The sequence below is a fragment of the Anaerobacillus alkalidiazotrophicus genome, assembly GCF_001866055.1.
Genome location: NZ_MLQS01000024.1, coordinates 52,985 through 75,398 on the forward strand (window position 1 = coordinate 52,985; position 22,414 = coordinate 75,398).

Consider the following 22,414-nt stretch of genomic DNA (forward strand, 5'->3'; position numbering starts at 1 on the left):
TAATTTAGTTAACATTTGGCAAAAAAAGTTTTCACTATAGACAAGGTGTTAATATCTAAAAATAGTTTACGAGAAAAAATAAAGAAATTCTGTGTCTAAAGTGTGAACTTTTTGTGTCGGATTATTTTAGGAAGTAATGAAAACTATGTTTTTTACTTTTTTTGCCACTGTTAACATTTCTTACATTTATTATAATTCTTTGAATCTCTATATACCAACAATTTGACTCACAAGCCAATTGAAGAAAAGGAAAGAAGACCATTTGTGAACTTTTTGTGAACGAATAATGTTTTAACTATTCTTAATTTTATATTTTGTTATTTTCCGATAATAAAAAAGATTGACGAAAACGTCCACCATAGGTGGTTCATTTTTGTCAACCTTTTATTTAATGATTTTTGGAAAGGAGTCTCCCACTTTAAGCGCTGCTAAGTGATGGATAGTTCACTTACCCAGAATGTTCTAAGTAGTTAAGGGTTTCACGGTCAGACGTACTTGGTAAAGTAAACTGATGTTTATAGAGTTCTGGTCCCTTCCCAGTTATTAATACAGTATCATCACCTTCAACTACACCCCATGCGTATTTTATAGCCTCTGTTCGATCGACTATAACTTTACATTTTTTGTTATCACATTTATTTATCAACTCATTCATCTGCGCGGTCATATCATTAATATCTTCACCATTTAAATCATCTAACGTAAGGATGGTTTCGTTACATAAATTTGTAGAAGCTTTAAGCATTGGTAATCGTTTTTGCTGATCTCGTTTTCCCCGAAAACCAAAAATATGAAACAATTTACCTTTCGTTAGATTTCTTGATGTTGATAAACAATGAATGAGTGCATCAGGACTATGGGCGTAATCAACGATAAACTTAGCATTGTTCGGATGATTGTATTGTTCAAACCGTCCAGGTACACCTTGAAACGTTTGAAGCGCGTGAATAATTTCTTCGGGTTCAAGACCAAGTCGCCTTGCCGTCAAGTATGCTTGCATCGTATTCCAAATGTTATGTATCCCAGGTAATATGGAAAATAACGTATAGGTATGGATGCCATCTTTTATCACAAACGTTGGTTTTTCATACGTTTTAATTTCTAATAACTGAAGTTGGTCTTTATCTTTTTCACCAAATGAAAACACATGTTTTCTTTCATTTTCCAACTGGCTAATTAGCCGTTCGCCCCAGTTAGTATAACTGCCTACAATAGCCTCGCCATTCTTATTCATCAATTCAAATAATTTTGACTTTGCTTTAAAATAACTGTCTAGGGTACCATGATAATCTAAATGTTCATGGCTAAGATTCGTGAAAAGGCCATAATCAATCGAAGTACCTTCTAGTCTATGTTGGTCGATACCGTGTGAGGAAGCTTCCATTACCACGTATGAATCGTTGCTTTCGGATAACATTTTTTGCAAAACAAGTGTATCTGGTGTCGTATTTAGTGCAGGTATTTTTTGGTCATTAATCACATGCTCGACCGTTCCAAAAAGGGAACAACTCTCTCCTACAGTATTAAGGATATGTCTAATTAAGTAAGAAGTCGTTGTCTTTCCATTTGTCCCTGTTACTGCAACGACCGTATGTTTTTTTGAAGGGTTACAATAGTAATGGGAAGCTAAATTTCCTAGTACTTTCCTCGAATTTTCCACCTTAAAATAAGGGATAGGAAGTCCGTTCATGTCCTTCTCTCCAACAATAGCAATAGCACCTCTTGTGATGGCATCTTGAATATACTGATGTCCATCAATGGCATTCCCATTTATAGCAACAAAGACATTACCTCGTTCTATTAACTTCGAATTAGATTGAATACCGGTATATCTTAGGTTGTTTAAACTTTTAACTATATCGTGCAACCTTCTTTCAGACATCTCCAAACTCCTTTAAGTTAGTAATACTAGGTATAGATTTCTATTTTTTCTTCGTTTACATTCTTAATTATTAAGAGGAAACCATTCAAATACATAAATTGGTATTAAATAACATATTTAAAATTCCCTAGATTTCAGAAAAAAATACGTAGAAAAAAAAGACCCCTCATTGTTCGGAATACACAATCCTATACCAGAGAACTCGTTCTAGCTTCGCTAGAACTTCCATTCAGATGGAGTCTCAACTCCACGTGAATGGAAGTTCCCACCTACGCTCCGCTTAGAGGTGGGGGGCTATGAGCCTTAGGAACAAATCAGTTTTATTTATACAACAATGGTCATTGGCCTAAGTAAAAATTCACAAATTCAGCTACCATTTAGGACAGGGATTCCGTTATTTTTGAATAATTCGCTTTTATAAAATTTTCACGGACACCAGATCACTTATTTAATCAAAGCAATTAAATAATTACTATTAAGAGACTAAATAGCGGCTTCTCTGTCCGCAAAATCTTAAATTCACGTATTTTTTTCAAAATAACGGATCTGATGTCCGAATAAGTCAGTACAGTAACTGAGTCATGGGAGAAAAGGTGAGTCAATATAGAGGGAGGCTTTTCTTTCTCTACTTAATCATAGAGGAGAGACAAACTTTCTAGACAATTAGGCACTTTAGACAGCTTTGGAAATTCGTCATTTTATCTAAAATAAAGAGGTACAAATCGTAATTTTCGATTTGTACCTCTTTTTAGTAAACGCACCCTTCTAAATCATTTCAATTCTTTTGGTAAAATCAAATAAAAACTAGTTCCTTGTCCGATCTCGCTTTTTACTTTCACGCTTCCCCCATGGATTTCCACGATTTCCTTAACAATCGCTAGACCAAGGCCACTACCGCCACTTTCTCTTGAACGAGATTTATCAACTCGATAGAAACGCTCCCAAATGTGAGGTAAGTCTTCTTGACTCATACCAATCCCATTGTCCTTGATTTCAATCGTAATGTTTTTATCTTCCTCGGAAACAATTAAATGAATATAGCCATTTTTAGGCGTATATCGAATACTATTTTCGATAATGTTGATCACAGCTTGACCTAAGCGCTGTTCGTCAATTGGCGCTACAATTTCTTGATTGTTAGCAATCACCTTACAATCAATTGACTGATGATCTAACATAAGCTGTCTAGAAGCTACAATTGATTCAAGCCAGGAAAGGATGTTTTTACGCTCCTTATAGAGAACAAGTTTACCTTCTTCAAGCTTTGTTAACTGAAATAGGTCGCTAACTAAATATTCCATCCGTTTTGCTTCGTTATAAATTACATCTAAATTGCGTCGCCAATCTGTTTCATTAATAACCTCCTGATCTCTCATGATTGCTGAATACCCTTTTATATAGGTAATCGGTGTTCGTAAATCATGTGAAATGTGAGAAATAAACTGCCTTTTTGAATCACGGTAGTCTTTTAACTGCTTTGTCATTACACGAATATCTTCTGCTAGTTGGCCTACCTCATCATCACCAGAAATGGAGAGCTTAATATCTAAATCACCATTAGAAATTTCTCTTGTAGTTTGGCTGATTTTTATTAATGGCTTAGAAACTACTTTTGTTAAATAAACGGTTAATATGATACCTACAACTAATGCAAACAAACCCATACCTAGTAACAGTAAGGCTAACTGTTGTTTTGCTTTTTCAAATTCGCCCGTATCTTTATCCATAAAGAAAAATCCTTCTAATTTTCCATCAATATAGATTGGTTTATACGCCCAAATGTGCGGGATATGGAAATCAATACCTGTATTGATATATTGCAAGTTCTCTCCATGAGTTGTTTGTTGTTTTTTAATCCAGATCTGATATTGATATAACCAATCAAACTGGATCTCCCCTGAAGAATCAATCATATTTAAATTCGGGTCAAAATACACTAACTGAACATGCCGTTCACGATTTTTTTCAACCGCTAAGTAAGAAACAACTTCTGAATCCATACCTTCTTCAATCATCACGGTATAGGCACGTAACTCATCAAGAGCTTCATGGGCTAGATGTTCTTTATAAAAGTTTTTAAAAAAATGGTAAGAAAGGATAACCATTGTACTAATAATAATTAAGAGGATTATTAAAACAAAACCCGTAATTTTCCTTGAAAGCTTCTTTTTCATTCTTATGTCCTTCTCATTTTGAACCATTGTCTATCATTTGGTAGCCAACACCCCAAACCGTTTCGATAATTTGTTTATTTAGGCCAACAGCTTTTAATTTTTCCCTTACATTCTTTATATGAGTATCAATCATCCTGGTGTCTCCTTTATGATCGTCATCCCATTCTAGTTGAACGAGTTGTTCCCTACTATATACTCTACCGGGGTTTTTCGCCAAGCGTACTAACAACTTATACTCTTTCTTTGTTAATGTAAGTACATGACTCGCGTAGGAAACCCTCATTTTATCTTCTTCAAAGAGCAAACCATGTATCTGATAAGAGGAAACATCTTCTAACTCTGTTCTTTTTGATCTCCTCATCACTGATTCAATTCTAGCAATTAATTCTTTTGGTTCAAAAGGCTTAACAATATAATCATCGGCTCCAAGTTGCAAGCCTTCAACGATACGGTCTGTTTCACCAAGTGCCGTTAACATAATAATCGGAACATCTTTATCAATCATTTCACGTACATTTGTTAAAACTTCAAAACCGTCAACTGTTGGCATCATAATATCTAAAATAATTAAATCATACTTTACATCCATCACTTTTTGTAAGGCATCAAACCCTGTTTGCGCTTCATCGATTTCATATCCAGAAGGCTTGAGGCAGACAGATAACAGAATGCGCATTTCTTTTTCATCATCAACAATCAATACTTTTTTCCCCATAACTACACCTCCATTATTTTTTCAGTTATCTAGTAAGTAAAGAAGGTGAAGTCGTAACTCCACCTATTGTAAAACAAAAAGGACTTACCCAAACCTTTCAGGGAATTTTCCAATCACAAAAAGTCTTAGACGAGCATACGATTTAAGCCGATTGCTTCTGCTTTTCCTCTTTTTGAACCGATTTGATTAAAAGTGTCCCAACGATTGCTGTGATAGGAATTGAAAGGATTAATCCGATGCTTCCCGCCGCTGTTCTTAATATTTCAACGACTAAAAATTCCATGTGTATTAGTTCTGAAAATGTATTTTCATAGGCATATAATAGCATTAATAAAGGTAATGCCGCACCAACATAAGCAAGTATTAAGGTGTTGGCCATCGTCCCCATAATATCTTTTCCGACATTCATTCCTGATGTAAATAATTGTTTTCGACTAATAGATGGATCTGCTTTTTGCACTTCATCCATAGCAGACGCTATTGAGATTGCAACATCCATCACAGCTCCTAATGCCCCGATAATAATTCCGGCTAATAATAATCCTTGAAAATCAATCGAAACCTCTTGATGGAAAAGTTGTAGCATTCTTTCTTCTTCACCATGTAACCCTGTCAATTTCATAGAGTTCGAAAAAATAATCGATATTACCGCTGCAGAGGCTAAACCACCGATCGTTCCAGATACTGCTGCTAAAGTTTTAATCGTAAACCCACTGACCATAATAAACGTTGATGCCGTAACAATCGCACCTGTGAGTATTGCTAAATACACAGGGTTATAGCCAGCAAATAAATACGGGATCATAAATTTGAAGATGATAAATAGTGTAAAGCCTAACGTTACAACGGATTTAACACCTTGCTTTTGACCAAACAATAATAATAAAGCGATAAATATACCGATAATCACAAAGGTTGGAAGATCTCTCGTGTAATCCATTACATCAGCGGCAACAATATCTCCATCTACCAACTGAATTTGTACAAAAACTTCATCATTCTCTGTCAACTGAAAGTTACCATACCCTCTTCCATCTCCAGGATAGGTATAACTTTCTGCTTCAAAAGTTTCCCCTTTGTATTCTCCCTCTAATATTTCGGCTCGAACAAGGTGATGCTCCATTTCCACTCCACTAAACGGGTCCTCATTAATATGGCTTTCAACTACTTCAACAATTCTCGCTTTCATTGTTTTCGTTTCATAACCATTATTGTTCATTAGCGAGTTATCGTTTTCTTGATCGTTTTCGTAAATTGGATAGGATTCCGTTTGTTCTACTTCATCAACATTCAATATGTTTTCGTTTGCTACTACTTCACTGACTGAATAAAATGCTAGGGTTACAAGTAAGATTGCTAGTGTTTTGATTATTTTTTTACTCATTGTTCTTCCTTTCCTTGTTTCCTCTCCTTCAGATTGCACAAATACTCTAAGTTTAAACTTAAAATTAGTTTGCTGTTACTCTTAATGGAATTTTAACATTCACTAGTTTATATCGTCTTAAATTTACGCAATCGTAACGTATTGAGTACAACGGATACTGAGCTAAACGCCATTGCTGCTCCTGCTAGCATTGGGTTTAATAATATACCAAATAATGGATATAGCATTCCGGCAGCAACCGGGATTAAGACAATGTTATAGCCAAATGCCCAACCAAGATTTTGCCAAATCATTCGCATCGTTGCTTTAGACAATTTTAGTGCAGTAACAACACTCATGATATCACCGCGCATTAATGTAATATTAGCTGTTTCCATCGCAATATCGGTACCTGTCCCGATTGCAATCCCTACATCTGCTTGCGCTAATGCCGGTGCATCATTAATTCCATCGCCAACCATCGCAACTACTTTTCCTTCTTCTTGAAGAAGTTTGACTTCTTTTGCTTTATCTTCTGGTAATACTTCGGCAATAAAGCGATCGACACCTGTTTCACGAGCAATGGCTTGTGCCGTCTTGTAGTGATCGCCTGTAATCATCACAACTTCTAAGCCCATCTTTTTCATTTCTTCAATAGCTTTTACCGAGTCTTTTTTCACTGGATCACTAACAGCAACAACGCCAATGCATGTATCTTCCATTGCGACATACATAGGTGTTTTTCCTTCTCCGGCTAGTTTTTCAGCAAATTTTATCGATCCATTTAATTCAATCGATTTCTCTTTCATTAATTTTAAATTGCCAACAAACACTTTCTTACCTTCAACGGTTGCTTCAATTCCATGACCGACAATCGCTTGGAATTCTTCAGGCTCAACTAATGGTAGCTTTCTTTCTTTTGCTTCTTGAACAATTGCTTCTCCTAGTGGATGCTCAGAAGCTGTCTCAACAGATGCTGTTATTGTCAAAAGTTCTTCTTTAGTAATTGTAGATGTGACGATCAAATCAGTTACTTTTGGTTTTCCTTCAGTAATCGTTCCCGTTTTATCTAATACAACCGTTTTTGTCTTATGAGCCTTTTCCAAACTTGCAGCATCTTTAATTAACACGCCATTCTCTGCACCTTTTTCCGTCCCTACCATAATAGCTGTCGGTGTCGCTAATCCCAGTGCACATGGACAAGCGATAATTAATACGGCTATGAATGTCGTTAATGAGAAAATTAAGGCTGGTTCAGGTCCAATAAAATACCATACGATTGCTGAAATCGTTGCTAGAATTAATACAGCTGGAACGAAATAAGCAGAAATGACATCAACGATACGTTGAATCGGTGCCTTGGATCCTTGTGCTTCATTTACCATACGAATAATTTGAGCAAGAGCCGTCTCTTTTCCGACTTTCGTTGCACGGAACGTAAAGGAACCAGATTTATTAATGGTCGCACCGATTACTTCATCACCCACCGTTTTTTCAACGGGGATTGATTCACCTGTCAGCATCGATTCGTCGACTGAAGATTTCCCTTTTACAACAACACCATCAACAGGTACTCTTTCACCTGGTTTGACAATAATGAGATCTCCAACAAGTACCTCTTCAATCGGTAGCTCTAATTCTTGGTTATCTCTTATTACTTTCGCTGTCTTTGCTTGTAAGTTCATTAATTTTTTAATTGCCGTCGACGTTTTTCCTTTTGCTTTCGCTTCAAAATAACGTCCTAGTAAAATTAGCGTTGTAATAACCGTTGTTACGTCATAGTAAAGCTGGTATGGAAAGCCCATCGACGATAACTGCTCAGGAAACAACGTCATCGCACCACTATATACCCATGCTGACGTGGTCCCCATCGCCACTAACACATTCATATCCGCAGACTTATTTTTTAATATTTTGTAGCTATTACGATAAAAACGCCAACCTGGAACAAGCTGAACATATGAGGTTAATAGTAATAACAAGATAGGGCTAGACAACCATAATGGAACCCAAGCTCCCCACCCTTCCATCATGTGAGGGATACTACCGATTAACACAATACTCGTTACTACAGCACTAAAAGTAAAGTCTTTCTTTAATTTATTTGATTCCTTTTCGTGCTCATCATCAGCACTCTCTTCTTTTACTTCATCAAGTAATGCTGCGTCATATCCTAGTTTCGTGATCGCATCAATAATTCGTTCAGATGGAAAGTTTTTATTGGTTACTTCGACCTGAGCTTGATGAGAAGCTAAGTTGACCGTCACCTTCTCTACTCCCTCAACTTTTGAAAGGACTTTTTCAACACGACCCACACATGAAGCACAAGACATCCCTTTCACTGAGTAAAGGAATTTTATTGGACGTTTTTCATCTGATTTAACACTTGCCTCAAAGCCCAATTTATTGATTGCCTCTACTATTTGACCATTTTTGACTTGCGCTGGATCATACTTTACTTGTGCCTGATTGGTCGCTAAGTTAACACTTACCGAATCAATTCCTTCAATTTTTTTAATCGCTTTTTCAACGCGATTGACACAAGATGCACAAGACATCCCACGTACGGTAAATTCAACTGTTTCTATATTCACTACTAGCCCTCCTATAAGACAAATTAGGGTATTTCTACTTATACTAATTTTCCCAATGATAAATAAAGTTTTTAACATTAAGGAAAATCTATACCACCCACAGGTATAGTTATTATTATAAATGATCTTTATCAAGAAATGATGAAGTTTTTATTACATGAAGCAAAAATTTCATTATTAGAAATAGTTTTAGAATAAATCTTCCTACACAACTACTTAGACAAGTTGGGATAGTGCAAGGTGATGATGTACAAGGTGAAGTCAAAGATAGGAAAATAATTTTACGAAAAAAAGAGTAAATAACACTACCTAAAGGTGTTAATGCTGAAATTCATAGATATCCTTAATGATGATATTAAAGAACATGACAAAGCCTACTGACATACTCTGCCAAGTAATACTATTTTTATATAACTTACCCCTTGTTCAATTATCTCACCCCATCGTTTAAGTGTATTACTTGACAAAGAGCAATCTATATTTATAAAGCTAAACTTCAATCAGTGTGGGTTTTACTACCCCTTAAGTGTGGGATAAAGAAGCTAGAAATTCCTTCTTCAAGTATTCTGCTCAAAGCGACAATTCTTATTGGATAATCGCTCTGGTTTAGCCGAGGGTTTTTATTTATAAATGGAAATATTTTCATATACGGCGGTTCATTTTTCGAATCGTTCACGTACCTCTTGTTCCGCAATCGCGCCCGATTGCGGAAAATCTCAGTCTTAAAATCAATTAATTCTTCCTACACTAACGCACCCATAAAGTGCATTAGTTCACATTGACAGAGAAGTATTTTAAGTATATAGTGTGTATCATAAACATACACACTATAATTTTAAGGTAGGCTAAATAATTATATGAAGATATTGATTTCAAACATATCCGATAAACCTCTGTACCAGCAAATCAAAGACCAAATAAAAGATGCTATTTTCAAAGGTGAGATTAGTGAGGGGGATCCTCTCCCATCTATTCGAAATTTTGCCCATGACTTAAAGGTAAGTGTTCTTACTATTCGTCGCGTTTACGATGAATTAGAAGAAGAAGGGTTTATTACAAGTCAAGTGGGCATTGGTACTTTTGTATCTTCCGGCAATCTTGAGCTGATTCGAGACTCTAAACGCCATCTTGTTGAGCAAATAATGCAAGAGTTAATTCAAACCGCAAAGACATTGAAAATTACTAAAGAAGAGTTAAATGAAATGATGAATATTCTATATGAGGAGGATGGACAATGAGTAGCATTTTAGAAGTAACAGGGCTAAATAAATCTTATAGAGACTTTTCTCTTACTGATGTTAGCTTTTCCTTAGATGAGGATTGCATTACAGGGTTTATTGGTATCAATGGAGCAGGGAAAACAACCACAATACGGACAATACTTGGACTTGTAACAAGAGCATCAGGCACTATTAAATTCTTTGGAAAGGATATGAACAAATATGAACAGGAATTAAAGGATCGTATCGGAATTGTTTTGGATGATGGAGGCTTTTATGATGAATTGTCAATGGCAGAAATGACAAGCATTATTTCCCCTGCATATTCAAGATGGAGTGAACAAGATTACAAAACCTTTATGGAACGATTTTCCCTAAACCCACGCCAAAAGATTGCCACCTTATCAAAGGGGATGCGTATGAAATATTCATTGACTTTAGCACTTTCTCATCAGGCAGACTTACTGATAATGGATGAACCTACAAGTGGATTAGACCCCTTAATCCGAAGTCAGCTTATGGAAATCTTGAAAGATTATATGAAACAAGGAGGTAAGGGGGTTTTCTTTTCGACGCATATCACTTCTGATTTAGATAAAGTTGCAGATATGTTAATTCTCATCAACAATGGCAGGATTTTATTTGAGGAAGAAAAGGATATGCTGATTGACACTCACCGTTTGGTAAAAGGCGATATAAAGGATTTGACTGATGAAACCAGAAACTTGTTCTTGAATATTGAAGAAACAGAATTTGGTTTTTCGGGTATCACCAATCAATTGTCGAAGGTTCAAAAAAACATGCACGACATTCTGATTGAAAGACCTACAATTGAAGATATTATGCTTGGATACATAGAAAAGGAGGCAAAAAATAATGTTATTACATCTCGTTAAAAAGGATATTCTCCTTGTCAAGAAATACTTACTATTTACGTTGCTTGCAGTAATTGCGATCCCACTATTTATTATGGCTCGCATTCCTGAATTTTTAGGTTTTAATGCCTTTCTAATTTCAGTGATTTTTGCAAAATTTATGCTCTATCAGTATGTATCGATGGCAGAAATGAAATACCCTAAAGCTACCGCGTTACTATGTGGTACGCCATATCCTCGTAGCATGCTTATAAAGGCAAGATATGCTTTTCTTCTTTTGATTTTTGCCTACTGCTATGTAGCATATACCGTATTAGCACTGTTCGTGCCTAAAGTTGAATATCTTACCCTGTTAAGCATACTTACTGCTCTGCTGATTTCGACAATTTTATTTGGCGTATATACACCCATACAGTATAAATTAGGTTATGAAAGAACAAAGTATTTCTTCTCAATTGTTATTGTAGCAACACCATTTATCTTGCCGGCACTATCAAACGTAGATATCAGACTCGATTTTAGTGAACTATTTACAATGTCTATGTTAGGTAAATGTTTGATACTAATTGTGGCTGTTATCGCTATTCTTTGTATCTCCTTGATTGTATCCATTAAGATTTATTCAAAAAAAGATTTATTATAACTGTTAAAGAAATATTATCAAAAAAGGAGGAAAGAGAGTATGCCAACTTTACCAACACCAATAGTAATACTTTTTGTATTATTTCCCTTTGTATATTTTGGATATAAGTTTTATAGAAATCATAGAAAATAGTAAACTTGAGAAATCAAAGTTACCACTTTTGAATAGATAGCCCCAGGGTTTATGACTTCTGCTTTTTCTTTGTAAAGGAATCGAAAACGACACAGATTAGCTAAGTAAAGTGACTTGAAAAGAGTAAAACTATCGTATATAAGTGCTACCAAGTCATAAACTTGGACTGGAAATCTATCAAAATACCTTCATAACTAAAGCAACGTTGCATAGACGTTGCTCATTTTTGATTATTCAATTCTTCTGCCATTTACTTCGACAAAGAAAAAGGGATAACCTTTATTCGGCTATCACCTGTTAGTGCAATAATTACCAGTTTCCTATCATTAAAATTGAACTACTAAATGTCCACATTATCAGCGCAAAGAAGAAACAAGTTGTAATAATCGCATTATCTCTTTTTTGTTCATTTTCTTCTTTAATAAACTTTATAACTAAAAATAAGCTACGTAAAAAAACAAATGAAAAAATAGGCATTAAGAACATCGCTGATATGACTATCAAAGTTTGCATAAGTCCTCCATATAATAAATGTATTTATAAGTTTTCTTAATAAAAAACCCCTAAATACAATTTCCTCAATAATTCCAACTAATAGAATAGTATTAAGCAATTCGTCAAACCCTATTTGAAAATTGATATCATTTTTTAAAAGGGTGAGATTTAAAACTACAAAATAGGATTTGAATTACACCCATTTAAGAAAACAATTACTAATAATGAAAAGAGTAAAAATTTAATTATTTTTCTCACTTGTATTCCCTTTTTATGAACTTTATCCCATTGTAACTTTACCATAAAAATAAGAATACCTTGTTAAATTATTATGTATCAAAAAGGCTAACGTAAATTTATGTAAGCAACTTTTCTATCGCCGTACAATTACATCCGCTGTAAACGCACAAGTGAATATAGCGGATGTGGCCGCCATTTCTCATATTAGACTTTTTCACTCAATAAAGTATAATAGGTAAAAACAAATAGAGGAACAAACCAGTTCCCATTAGCAATGTGTACTTTTTTTTGTTTTTCCCTACTCTTAATTCCCATAAGGATAAAATAATTAAATACACACCTGTTATTTGAGCCAATAGAGTAACTACACTCATAAAATTCCAAATCATAATAATCCCTCCTATTGTAGCTTTATAAAAAAGCCTGATAAGAAAAGCGCAAGCGCCCTTGGTCATCGACGTAATAAGCTGGACTGAGTCGAGTGAGATATAGGAGAGTCGAAAGTCGTTAGACTTTCGTTCTCGACTTATCGTAGACGAGACGAAGGAAGCTGTCTAGTCGATAGGGCGCTGAAGCTAGACAGTTTCTAAGTTAGAAACTTTATACTTTCTTACCTTGTAAAAAACGTTGGCTAAACCCTTATAAAATAAGAGTTTAGACCAAAATATTATGTCCTTTTTATCAAACTTTGTTTTAAAATATTAATTATTTTTACAACTTATCCTATAGTATGTGACCATCGGTGTTTGTTTATTTCTTCAAGGTGATAGTTTGGTATAGTTCTTCTTCGGATAGTTTCTTTCCATTAATATATACTTCTTTATCCTTAGTTTTTCTAACATTTAAATTCACTGGAATTTCTTATAGTTAGTCATTAATTGTTTTTAACTTTTTTATAAATTGTACAAACCAATACAATGTTATCCAAGGCAAAATAAAACGAGTTGCCCATTCAATCAAGGTAATAATGATACTTAGTCCATTAATATCAATAGAATTCAAAATAAATATTACTGAAACTATGATAACAATACCATATAGTAAATATTTCATAAGTAAACATTCCTTTATAAAAATTTTTAAATTAAAGTAGAAATCGGTTAATAATAGATAATACTTTTTTCGAAAAAATGAGTACAATTTTATTATATTTTAAGGTTCAACCGCTAATCTAAAAGTACCAATCGCTTGATACGAAAGGTGCTGCTCATTGTCTGGTTTAAAAGGTAATGGTAATGGGAATGCGATGAATTGAATATTTGTATCCTTTTCAACATTAGGAGTTTCTATTTCGTAAATTTTTCTTTGCCTTTCTGATAGAAAATTTGTATAAAGTACTTTTTCTCCATTAATAAATTCATATTGTTCCCAATCTTTTAAGCCGATTAGGACAAAATCAAGTTGTTCAAGACGACTGTTATTTGCGACCGACAAATATAGTTTTTGGTGTATTTTCGAAACTAATGTAGTTTGCAACCTGTCTAATTCACTACTAAGAAACAATAATCCTAAAGGGTTTTTATCAGTTTTTATAAAATCTGGTTCTGGATTGTACAAGGGGGCATCATCAATAATAACTCTCTCTTGTAAAATAGGGTGTCTCGAACTGAAAATTTCTTCAAGAACAACAGCTCTTGTAAGGTCAAATTCTTTTAAGACATAATTTGGCTTTTTAATAACCAAAACGGATAATTCTCTTGTTTCAGGAGAAATTGTTTTGGTTATTAAAAATTGATTTGATGAATTTTTATCTGCTTTAAAAATAAAAACATTCATCAACTCTTCATTATCTTCAACCAAAAAATCCCTTTGGATATAATCTTCTAGAATTACCAATGCATAATTTCTAGTCTCTGAAATGTTGTGGTTTAAGTTTATTTGAAATATAACTTCTTCTTTATCATTTAATTCTAAAGGACTAGCAAACTTTATCGGTGCCCCATCATCATGTGTTAGAAAAAAATCGACAGTGTACGCGTCTTCCTGTTGATTATTTTTTATAACTGGTTCAGTATTTAGTAATGCAGTAAGCCAATAAATAAAAATTATAATACATACTAAAGATATTAGACTAACTAACTTTTTCAAGTTGTACCTCCCTATTTAAAAATAAGGCGTATTCAATTTGATACGCCTTATTTTTAATTTACCAATAAGATTTTGTTTCATGTCTAGTATCTATATATCCACTTCTTTGATAGAAGTGATTTCCTACCGCATAATAATTTCTATAATAATTACCACCATGATCGTATTTCAGACTAACTTCTCTTGTATGTGTTTGATCATCATAATCGCTGAATATCATTCCACCATTACTATCAAAAATTCGCCCCCTAACATGCATGTAGTCTTGCACATAAGTTGCTTCATTTCGTGAAATTGCATAGTAAGAGCTAAACATTCCACCATAAGTCTTTGTAGATGATGTACGTGTTCCAGCTGACATAATTCCTATACTTCCATCTTCAGATTCCATTACAGAGGTAACTATGTCTTCATTTATTAGAATAGAATCCTCTTCCCCTACATCTGCTGATACACCATATAAAGGTGTAAATAACACCATTATACATACCATCGCTCCTAATTTTTTCTTCATAATACATTTCCTCTCCTTTTTTTAAATTTTATAGATTAAACTTTAGTTTCACAAAAAATTTTCTTCTTACTTTTATCTCATAAACTATTAATAGATTCTTTATGAGACATAAGTAAAATCTCTCTAACCGTTTCTGTTAAAAGATAACTGTAATAATACTTACTAAAAGTAGGTGATCTTTTACATAATTGAATTAAAGGACTGAAAATTCCACTTTATTTAAAATGTCACCTTATTCTGGCCAGAATAAGGTGACATTTAAATACTAAAAGGCTTATGCTTACTAGACGATAGCGTATTAAAAAAAGTTCCCAAAAAAATTATTTATTGGGAACTTTTTTTAATACGTATTTGGCAATCAAATCGTGTAGTAAATAGCAATATTTGTTTTCGTTCTTTAAAATCCATACTTCTTTTCTGTGTGTATTGTTAGAACTCCGTTTACTGATATAAGGTCGTTCATAATTTTCCATAAAAAACATACCTTTCTATTAAAATATTTATTAATTGAACCAATTTCATAATTCACTTTTTTTTAAAAGCTGACACTTCCAGAATAAAAGTTAAATCGATTTAAAAAAATTAAGCTGCTAATGAATTGGTTGTAGATTGTTTACGTGCTAATCTTAAGCTTGCTAATTTCATGCCGTTATAAACAAGAGTCACTAAGTTCAAATGGATTTTTGCTCGTTTTCCTGTTCGGTACCTTACATTATTCAACTGAAAGAATTCTTTTAGGTATCCAATAACTCGTTCAACAGAGCTGCGCTCCTTAAAGCGTTCTTTCCAGGCGATTGAACCACGTGCCGGTGCACTGTAACGACGTAAATCCGACTCTATTCTGATCTTGTAGACCTTTTGGCATAATGAATCCTTAGCTAGAGGGCAATCTATACACTCTTTCGGACGAGTATATTTTAACGTTTGATACTTTTTATCATAGCTATCGTATCGGTAGGAATGCTCTCTTACACAGGTTGGAGCGAAATTCTCATCAAAGCCTATTGGTTCTGATTCATTCTTTTTGTTGTAAGCAATAATGGAATACCCTTTCATTCGATGAATCTGTTCATAGATGGCATCATAATCATAACCTGCATCCATCATGACAAAGATTATTCGAAGTTTCGGATAGTATTTCTCTATTCCTTTTAATAAGGGAATTGCTGCTTTTCCATCGTTAAGGTTACCTGAAGAAATCATTGATTGAAGAATAAATTTAGTTTTGGTTTCAACGGCTAAATGACCTTTATAACCATACCAATACGCATTTTTCCCTTCACTGTTTTTCTTCACACCCCATGTAGGATCGAGGGGCATTTGATCATGAAGTTCGTCGTAAGATACATCTAGTTGGTCTTCTATTTTCTTTTCAAAAATAGGCAAAGAGGCTTCTTTTGCTTCCTTCTCTTTTAACCATTGGTCACGTTCTGCTTTTGATTTACGCCCACGTTTCTTTGGTAGAGCTTTTGGTTTCTCTTCTTTTTTTGAAGGTGCTTGATCTTTTGCTTCAAAATGCCCAGAGTCAATAGCTATATTAGCATCGCCAATAAACTCTTCATTGATTGCATCAAGTATAATCTGAGAGTTTATGTCTTCGAGAACGTTTGTATCTTTAATCTTAGTAATCATTCTCGAAAAAGATGCTTTAGAAGGGACTGGATCAGAAACTAGAAATCCACAATCAACCTTAAACTTTAGATCCGTGTTCAAACGTTCAACTAGGAGTTGGATTTCAGAAATTCTTTCAACAAGTCTTACCACGAGTGCTTGAACCATTGCAGGGTAATTCAACTCGACAGGCCTACCTAAATTAGACTTTTTTGCCACAATAGTAAGGATAGGGATTGATATCAATCGCCGAAAAAATCTCATCGTAACGATGGGTAGGTTCTAAATCAAATAAAATTTGCATGCTAAAAAGGCTCTCTTGTCGTACAATAGACATAAGGGGCTTCCTCCCATTCGAATTAGTTTGCTAGTCACTTACTTGATTCGACATTTTGGGAGGTACTCCTTTTTTCATGCTTTAAAACCCTTGGGCCAGTAAGGATCAGATTTATGAAATTCATTCAATTAAATTTTAATTTTATAAACTTGATAAGGAATACAAATAATGAATTGATTAGGGTATAGATGAACATGTGCAATAAAAATAAAGTTGTTTAATTTTGCAATGTCAAACCTATATAATATCGTTTAGATTAAGATCCAACAAAAATAAGTTTTTTAATTTCGATCATAAAAGAAGAGGACCTTAAAAATTGCTAATAAAGTTGATTAAAATTTAACTTTATCCATATAATTCAAGGCTTACCCTTTTTAAAACAACTTTATTAAAAGTATTAACTTTCATTTTGGAACTTTTATTTTTTTAAAGCGTCTTTATATTTAAAGTTAGTAGAAAGGGAGTTTTATAAATGAAATTAGTATTTAAAATAGGGTTACTTTTATTTCCATTTATATTACCTGCAACAGTTCTAGCCCAAGAGACATCAGCTCAAGGGAGTGATCAAGTACCGCCGCCTACCATTGGAGAACCTAAATTAGAAGATCAAGAGAGTATTGAAGGAGAATTTAATGTATTTACACAATCATACTTATTCTTGAATAAAGGATATTCTTTTATTTCTAACAATAATAATGGTACGGTAAATGTAAATGGCAGCACTTCTGCTAAGGCAAGTGTGAATACTATTGTGGTACATTTGTATCTACAACGGTGGGATGCTATGAATGGAAGGTGGGTAGACGTTATAAATATTGGAGAGTATAAAAATTACTATTCCTCAAGTGTGTCTGGTTCCAGAAATGTAATTGCTCCAGGAGGTTATTATTACCGAACAAAAGCAACCCATTGGTTATCTCAAAGTGGAATGATAGAACAATCGCAATCATTTTCATCTTATATTTTTGTTGAATAAAAGAAGGAGTGAAGTCTTAATAAGACTTCACTCCTCTGTTACATTGACTCTGCTATTTTAATCATTTCTTCTCGTAGAAGATTACCCTCTATTGAGAAAAAGAAATCTTGATTTGTCCAAATTAAGGTATTTTCGTGATTGCTGAGAATGAGCGTTGCAGGATGATTTTTTATCATTACATCTTCTATGGTTGTATCTTTTTCCGAAAAGGTAGATCCAAAGCCGAAATTACCACCAGTATATTTTATATTAATTTTAAACTCTATATCATTTAACTGATAATTCAAAATGATATCATCACTTTTCTGATCACCAAGCCTCAAAACTGTAACATCTTTTAGAATATAATTTTCCGGTAAATAAGAAGGTATTATTATTTGAAAACTCGTGACTTCTTTCGCTTCCTCAAGACTTATAGTGTCTATGAATAAGTCTTGATCAATAATCTCATATCCTTCGAACGAAGGAGCATTTAAATCATCATTTGTATCTTCTACTTTAATAAACAATTGAACGACAGAATCTTGTATACGATGAAAAAATTCTGTGAAGTTAAAAAATGCTGAACCACTTTTGGGTGCTGCAAACGATAGTGTTATTAAAATAAAAGCTGCTGCTGCAATATAAATTAATTTGTTATGATTATTCTTTAATTTTTTCTTCATGTTTCTACGTTGTTGTAATTGTTCCCATGCTTTTGATGTTGATATTGGTGGTTGTGGTGTATGATCTATCTCTTCTCGTATACTTTCTTGAATTAATTCATCCAAGTCATGTAACTTCTTTCTTGTCATACTATATCCCCTCCTTTATCTCTTCTTTATCTTTTATAGCCTCTTTTAACTTTTTCTTTGCTCGATGAAGCCGTGTTTTAACCGTTCCGATATTTATATTTAAAGCTTTAGAAATCTCTTGATCTTTTAAGTCATATTCGTATTTTAGTAACAGAACTTCCTGAAACTCCGGCTTTAATAATAAAATTTCCTCTTGTATAACCTTTTTTAAATGCTTACGTTCTATCACAGTTTCTACATAGGAAGTTTGTTCATTTTTAGAAATCGCTTCATCAATAAAGACGTTTTCAACTGCAATATCGTTCCATCTTTTTGTTTTTCTCAGGTAATCTTTTGCTTTCCTCGAGCAAATAACTGCAAGCCAGGACTCAAATTTCTCTTCATCCTTAAGAGTATGTAATTTTTCAAAAGCTTTCATAAACGTTTCCTGAACAATATCATGAGCGGTATGTCGATCTTTTATTATTGAGTATGCAAGTCTATACAGTCGATGATAATTGTTTTTAAATATGATCCGCTCTAAATATTCATTGTTATTTTTCTTTATTCCAAACTTTTCAAAGAGCTTAGTTAACAAAATCTTGTCTCTCCTTTACAGAATACCAACTAAATTTAACATAAATTTAGAAAATAGAAATATCATTATAATATACCATAAACTAACAGTTACTATAATTCTATCCTTTATTATTAGGTACTTCTATATAGTACTAAAGTTTTAATTGTACAATTTTAATTGATGTCATTAATTTTAGTAATTCCCATTAGACTATAATACTGTGATCCCCTTCTTTTAAGTCGAACATTGTTCCAAATGAAAAGACGACTTATATCCAAATTATTGGATAGTAAAGTCGTCTTTTCTTACAGTATCAGAATTTATAAATTTCTAACTTGAAAACTGTCTAGCTCCAGCGCCTAGCGACTCGAAAGCTTCCTGCACATCGTCTACGATAAGTCGAAAACGAAAGTCTAACGCTTTTCGATTCTCCTATATCCTATCTAGTAAATACTTTTAAACCTCATTGAACGAAAAGAAGTTTATAATTAAGCCGATAATATTTTGTAAATAATCCATACTATAAGATCTCATTTTAAGCTCTTACCGTTATATAACTAATCTAAAATAGACGAAACTACGCTTCTTAATTCCTCTTTACTTATATTTGTACCGCCAACATTATACATACTCTCCTCATACATAAAATAATACCTTATTGGAGTATTTTTCAAATCAAAAGATTCAAAATACACAGTTACCCCATTTATTTTACTTTTTTCCCATTCAACTTTCCAAGGTGGTAACATACTTCCAGGGCTTTGAGTAACATATAAATCAACTAAGACATCCGGATCATTAGAACGGTATCTTGTTTTTACAAAGTCCCCTTCAAACGTATCGTTTTCATTCAATCTACCAATTTCTTTTGGGGCATTTTCACTTATTTCATATCCTATTGAGATTACATTATCAATATTTAGCCCATCTGGCATTGCAGATACTGAAGGTAAATTTATTTTTACTGGCCTTTTTTCTTTATTTTGATCAGAGGTAACACCACCTACATCTTGATATGTTTTATCCTCGATTGAAGGTTCAGTTTGATTACTAAAAACATTAGCTTCCGTAAATAAAAGAAAGGCTAGTCCAATCATTCCAACTATCCCCAAAATATTAAATGCTAGATATAACGCTTTTTTTCATGTATTAACATCCCTTCAAATACTTTTTAAATCTAGGATTTTTATCTATCCCCCTTAAAATTTATTACTACAAAGACAAGACGTTTATAGATACGTAACAGTTCCCAAAAATCGCATTTTTTTTACAATTTTCTCTCTTTTAAAATGTTTTCTCACGAAGGTTAAGATTCTTAACGTCTTTATTTTGATAGCCACAGCACGAACACAGTTGACTCGAAGCAAATGTTTTAGATACAACAACTACTTCTTTGCCATACCAATTCGCTTTATATTCAAGCATCGCTCTAAATTGTGACCAAGATGCTTCGCTAATCACTTTGGCTAACTTGTGGTTTTTAGCATATTTGACACTTGCAAATCTTCAATGCCGATTACATCGTGGTTTTTGATGATTTCAGTCGAAATTTTTTGCAAGTAATCCATTCGTGTATTCGTGATTTTTTCATGGATCTTTGCGACTTTACGCTTTTGCTTTTGATAGTTCTTAGCTTCATCTAGTTTACATCTTCGTTTTATTGCTAATTCCTGTCTTCTGTCGGAAAAAGATAAAAATAAAAGTCGGTGATTCCAAAGCGTAGGAAAACTCGACTTTCTTTATGTCGAAATTTGCTTTTATTTCACGCAAAGATGACACTTATAAGTAGAAGCCTACTCTTTAGGTTATATGTTCAAAGTGTACAAGGACAAAAAAGTTTGTACAAAAAAATAAGATCTTTGTACAAACTCAGTTTAATAATAAGTTACAGCATCTACACAAAAAGTTACCTTGCATAAAAACAAACCTATATGTATCAAGGGTTCTAATGTAAAATTAAGGTAACTCTGTGTCGCTGTATATCAATTTTAACAAATGTTCATTTAGGTTTTGCAGCATTAAATGTAATTTCTTTAATTCGTTAATATAATCATAATAAATTTCAGGGTTAGTTTTAAATTTTGTAAATCTATTATCATTTAAATTTCTTTCGGCTTCATAAATTTTTTTAATTTCCAATTGATATTTGTCCAAAAAATTAATATTATCGTTAGAATTTAGCAACTTATTAATTAAATTTAAAAATTCTATTTTCTCTTGGTATAATAACCCTAATTCAATCTCAAAAGTATTATCATATAGCCCAACATTAACTAAATTATTTATTAATAAAAGTGGAATTGCTCTCAGGTTTTGTGTGTTATACAGCTCTATCATTCCTTTTACAATATAAATATCGTCAGAATTTTTTACGTTAGAAAGTTTTTGTACAATTTGCCCAAAACTAAATAATGAAATAGAATAAGTATTTCTAAAAATATCGTTTAATAATGCTTCATTTGAAGTTTCCTCATTAGACTTATAAGAACAGCTAGATAATATCAATAATAATATTATAATTATTATAAACTTGTTTTTCATAGAATAACAAAATCCTTTTTAATTTATTTTTTTAAGACAAGCGTTTAATTCTAAACGCTTGTCTTTATTTTCAAAATCTCTCTGCATTATCATCCCATTTACTCCATGCTTTTTCATGAGTTTGAGTACTAACATTAAAATTATTTAATTAACAGTTTAAAGATATATTATTCTATTTTAAAATTAAAATAGAATAACCCCTCGGGTAAGAATCTAAAAAGTTTAATTAATAACCGGCTTACTAAAATCAGCCAATATTAATTAGGTTATTTTTTTAATTTGATAGAATAAAAACATATGGCTAAAATACAAGTTTTGCCAAATAAACTCATAAACTATATATATATGGTTTAGATGTATAAATATCAGAACTACCTAATTATATGAAGCCAAAAGCTAATTTCTTTTTGCTTATTAAAATATAAGTAAAAAACATACAAAATCTCCCCCCTTTCACCATAAATATTAAATTTAATTTTAGAAAGAATTCTGAGACGTCAAATATAAGACGCTTATAAAAAGAATAAGTTCCAGAAATGAAGATACAAATATATGGAATAATCGAAATGAACCGTAAATATAGGTGGAAGTACTTTAGCAAAAACAAATATTAGTACAATTGTGATTAATTGATATGTTTAGAGGTAGGGTGCTAATAATG

At 33.0% G+C, this 22,414-nt stretch carries 18 protein-coding genes and 2 pseudogenes; 4 read left to right on the forward strand and 16 right to left on the reverse strand.

The window, feature by feature from the left end; genetic code table 11:
* Window positions 1-448 precede the first annotated feature (448 nt).
* The 5 genes from BKP45_RS15195 to BKP45_RS15215 all read right to left on the reverse strand — a co-directional run bounded on the left by BKP45_RS15195 (window position 449) and on the right by BKP45_RS15215 (window position 8,722).
* Entirely contained in the window at window positions 449-1,882 is a 1,434-nt protein-coding gene (locus BKP45_RS15195) for a UDP-N-acetylmuramoyl-L-alanyl-D-glutamate--2,6-diaminopimelate ligase (RefSeq protein WP_071390549.1), read from the reverse strand.
* A 770-nt stretch (window positions 1,883-2,652) separates the two neighbouring features.
* Window positions 2,653-4,056, reverse strand: a complete 1,404-nt coding sequence (locus BKP45_RS15200) for a sensor histidine kinase (RefSeq protein ID WP_071390550.1) — start codon at window positions 4,054-4,056, stop codon at window positions 2,653-2,655.
* 13 nt (window positions 4,057-4,069) lie between these two features.
* A complete protein-coding gene (locus BKP45_RS15205; protein WP_071390551.1) occupies window positions 4,070-4,771 on the reverse strand; it encodes a response regulator transcription factor in 702 nt (233 codons plus the stop codon).
* A 142-nt stretch (window positions 4,772-4,913) separates the two neighbouring features.
* The gene (locus BKP45_RS15210) at window positions 4,914-6,155 is read right to left on the reverse strand and encodes a YibE/F family protein (RefSeq protein ID WP_139193851.1); all 1,242 of its coding nucleotides are present in this window, start codon (window positions 6,153-6,155) and stop codon (window positions 4,914-4,916) included.
* 107 nt (window positions 6,156-6,262) lie between these two features.
* Window positions 6,263-8,722 (reverse strand): heavy metal translocating P-type ATPase, encoded by a 2,460-nt coding sequence (locus tag BKP45_RS15215; RefSeq protein ID WP_139193854.1) that lies wholly within the window; start codon window positions 8,720-8,722, stop codon window positions 6,263-6,265.
* A gap of 863 nt (window positions 8,723-9,585) precedes the next feature.
* Between BKP45_RS15215 and BKP45_RS15220 the strand changes: the two genes are divergently transcribed.
* The 3 genes from BKP45_RS15220 to BKP45_RS15230 are packed head-to-tail and all read left to right on the forward strand — an operon-like array spanning window position 9,586 to window position 11,466.
* A complete protein-coding gene (locus tag BKP45_RS15220) occupies window positions 9,586-9,966 on the forward strand; it encodes a GntR family transcriptional regulator (protein ID WP_071390553.1) in 381 nt (126 codons plus the stop codon).
* On the forward strand, window positions 9,963-10,844 hold the full coding sequence (locus BKP45_RS15225) for an ABC transporter ATP-binding protein (RefSeq protein WP_071390554.1): 882 nt from the start codon (window positions 9,963-9,965) through the stop codon (window positions 10,842-10,844). Before BKP45_RS15220 ends, BKP45_RS15225 begins: the two co-directional genes overlap by 4 nt.
* Window positions 10,825-11,466, forward strand: a complete 642-nt coding sequence (locus tag BKP45_RS15230; RefSeq protein WP_071390555.1) for an ABC-2 transporter permease — start codon at window positions 10,825-10,827, stop codon at window positions 11,464-11,466. Before BKP45_RS15225 ends, BKP45_RS15230 begins: the two co-directional genes overlap by 20 nt.
* 441 nt (window positions 11,467-11,907) lie before the next feature.
* Here the strand turns inward: BKP45_RS15230 and BKP45_RS15235 are convergent, their stop codons facing one another.
* The 6 genes and pseudogenes from BKP45_RS15235 to BKP45_RS15255 all read right to left on the reverse strand — a co-directional run bounded on the left by BKP45_RS15235 (window position 11,908) and on the right by BKP45_RS15255 (window position 16,883).
* Window positions 11,908-12,111 (reverse strand): hypothetical protein, encoded by a 204-nt coding sequence (locus tag BKP45_RS15235; RefSeq protein WP_071390556.1) that lies wholly within the window; start codon window positions 12,109-12,111, stop codon window positions 11,908-11,910.
* Complete coding sequence (locus BKP45_RS23590) at window positions 12,044-12,211, reverse strand: CPBP family glutamic-type intramembrane protease (RefSeq protein ID WP_211272980.1); 168 nt, start codon at window positions 12,209-12,211, stop codon at window positions 12,044-12,046. The genes BKP45_RS15235 and BKP45_RS23590 overlap by 68 nt, the downstream gene beginning before the upstream one ends.
* A gap of 340 nt (window positions 12,212-12,551) precedes the next feature.
* A complete protein-coding gene (locus tag BKP45_RS22665; RefSeq protein ID WP_169824139.1) occupies window positions 12,552-12,722 on the reverse strand; it encodes a hypothetical protein in 171 nt (56 codons plus the stop codon).
* 763 nt (window positions 12,723-13,485) lie between these two features.
* On the reverse strand, window positions 13,486-14,421 hold the full coding sequence (locus tag BKP45_RS15245; RefSeq protein ID WP_071390558.1) for a hypothetical protein: 936 nt from the start codon (window positions 14,419-14,421) through the stop codon (window positions 13,486-13,488).
* Between the two features lie 58 nt (window positions 14,422-14,479).
* Entirely contained in the window at window positions 14,480-14,935 is a 456-nt protein-coding gene (locus tag BKP45_RS15250) for a hypothetical protein (RefSeq protein WP_071390559.1), read from the reverse strand.
* Window positions 14,936-15,517: 582 nt separating this feature from the next.
* Window positions 15,518-16,883 (reverse strand): annotated as a pseudogene (locus tag BKP45_RS15255) (transposase).
* A 472-nt stretch (window positions 16,884-17,355) separates the two neighbouring features.
* Here BKP45_RS15255 and BKP45_RS15260 point away from each other — a divergent pair.
* Window positions 17,356-17,859, forward strand: coding sequence for a hypothetical protein (locus tag BKP45_RS15260; RefSeq protein WP_071390560.1), 504 nt, complete (start codon window positions 17,356-17,358; stop codon window positions 17,857-17,859).
* Between the two features lie 38 nt (window positions 17,860-17,897).
* Here the strand turns inward: BKP45_RS15260 and BKP45_RS15265 are convergent, their stop codons facing one another.
* From BKP45_RS15265 to BKP45_RS15280, 5 genes and pseudogenes are all read right to left on the reverse strand, one after another.
* Entirely contained in the window at window positions 17,898-18,653 is a 756-nt protein-coding gene (locus tag BKP45_RS15265) for a DUF4367 domain-containing protein (protein ID WP_071390561.1), read from the reverse strand.
* Between the two features lies 1 nt (window position 18,654).
* Complete coding sequence (locus BKP45_RS15270; RefSeq protein WP_169824140.1) at window positions 18,655-19,230, reverse strand: RNA polymerase sigma factor; 576 nt, start codon at window positions 19,228-19,230, stop codon at window positions 18,655-18,657.
* A gap of 539 nt (window positions 19,231-19,769) precedes the next feature.
* Window positions 19,770-20,309 (reverse strand): hypothetical protein, encoded by a 540-nt coding sequence (locus BKP45_RS15275; RefSeq protein ID WP_071390562.1) that lies wholly within the window; start codon window positions 20,307-20,309, stop codon window positions 19,770-19,772.
* A gap of 199 nt (window positions 20,310-20,508) precedes the next feature.
* Window positions 20,509-20,831, reverse strand: a pseudogene (locus tag BKP45_RS21725) (RNA-guided endonuclease TnpB family protein); the annotation flags it as partial.
* A gap of 337 nt (window positions 20,832-21,168) precedes the next feature.
* Complete coding sequence (locus BKP45_RS15280) at window positions 21,169-21,753, reverse strand: hypothetical protein (protein WP_071390563.1); 585 nt, start codon at window positions 21,751-21,753, stop codon at window positions 21,169-21,171.
* Window positions 21,754-22,414 lie beyond the last annotated feature (661 nt).

Bases quoted from the DNA above. Each gene is read 5' to 3' on its own strand.
- BKP45_RS15200 (WP_071390550.1), bottom strand. From the start codon at position 4,056: ATGAAAAAGAAGCTTTCAAGGAAAATTACGGGTTTTGTTTTAATAATC.
- BKP45_RS15250 (WP_071390559.1), bottom strand. From the start codon at position 14,935: ATGAAGAAAAAATTAGGAGCGATGGTATGTATAATGGTGTTATTTACA.
- BKP45_RS22665 (WP_169824139.1), bottom strand. From the start codon at position 12,722: ATGATTTGGAATTTTATGAGTGTAGTTACTCTATTGGCTCAAATAACA.
- BKP45_RS15225 (WP_071390554.1), top strand. From the start codon at position 9,963: ATGAGTAGCATTTTAGAAGTAACAGGGCTAAATAAATCTTATAGAGAC.
- BKP45_RS15275 (WP_071390562.1), bottom strand. From the start codon at position 20,309: ATGATTGGACTAGCCTTTCTTTTATTTACGGAAGCTAATGTTTTTAGT.
- BKP45_RS15195 (WP_071390549.1), bottom strand. From the start codon at position 1,882: ATGTCTGAAAGAAGGTTGCACGATATAGTTAAAAGTTTAAACAACCTA.
- BKP45_RS15260 (WP_071390560.1), top strand. From the start codon at position 17,356: ATGAAATTAGTATTTAAAATAGGGTTACTTTTATTTCCATTTATATTA.
- BKP45_RS15205 (WP_071390551.1), bottom strand. From the start codon at position 4,771: ATGGGGAAAAAAGTATTGATTGTTGATGATGAAAAAGAAATGCGCATT.
- BKP45_RS15220 (WP_071390553.1), top strand. From the start codon at position 9,586: ATGAAGATATTGATTTCAAACATATCCGATAAACCTCTGTACCAGCAA.
- BKP45_RS15265 (WP_071390561.1), bottom strand. From the start codon at position 18,653: ATGACAAGAAAGAAGTTACATGACTTGGATGAATTAATTCAAGAAAGT.
- BKP45_RS15210 (WP_139193851.1), bottom strand. From the start codon at position 6,155: ATGAGTAAAAAAATAATCAAAACACTAGCAATCTTACTTGTAACCCTA.
- BKP45_RS15230 (WP_071390555.1), top strand. From the start codon at position 10,825: ATGTTATTACATCTCGTTAAAAAGGATATTCTCCTTGTCAAGAAATAC.
- BKP45_RS15280 (WP_071390563.1), bottom strand. From the start codon at position 21,753: ATGAAAAACAAGTTTATAATAATTATAATATTATTATTGATATTATCT.
- BKP45_RS15235 (WP_071390556.1), bottom strand. From the start codon at position 12,111: ATGCAAACTTTGATAGTCATATCAGCGATGTTCTTAATGCCTATTTTT.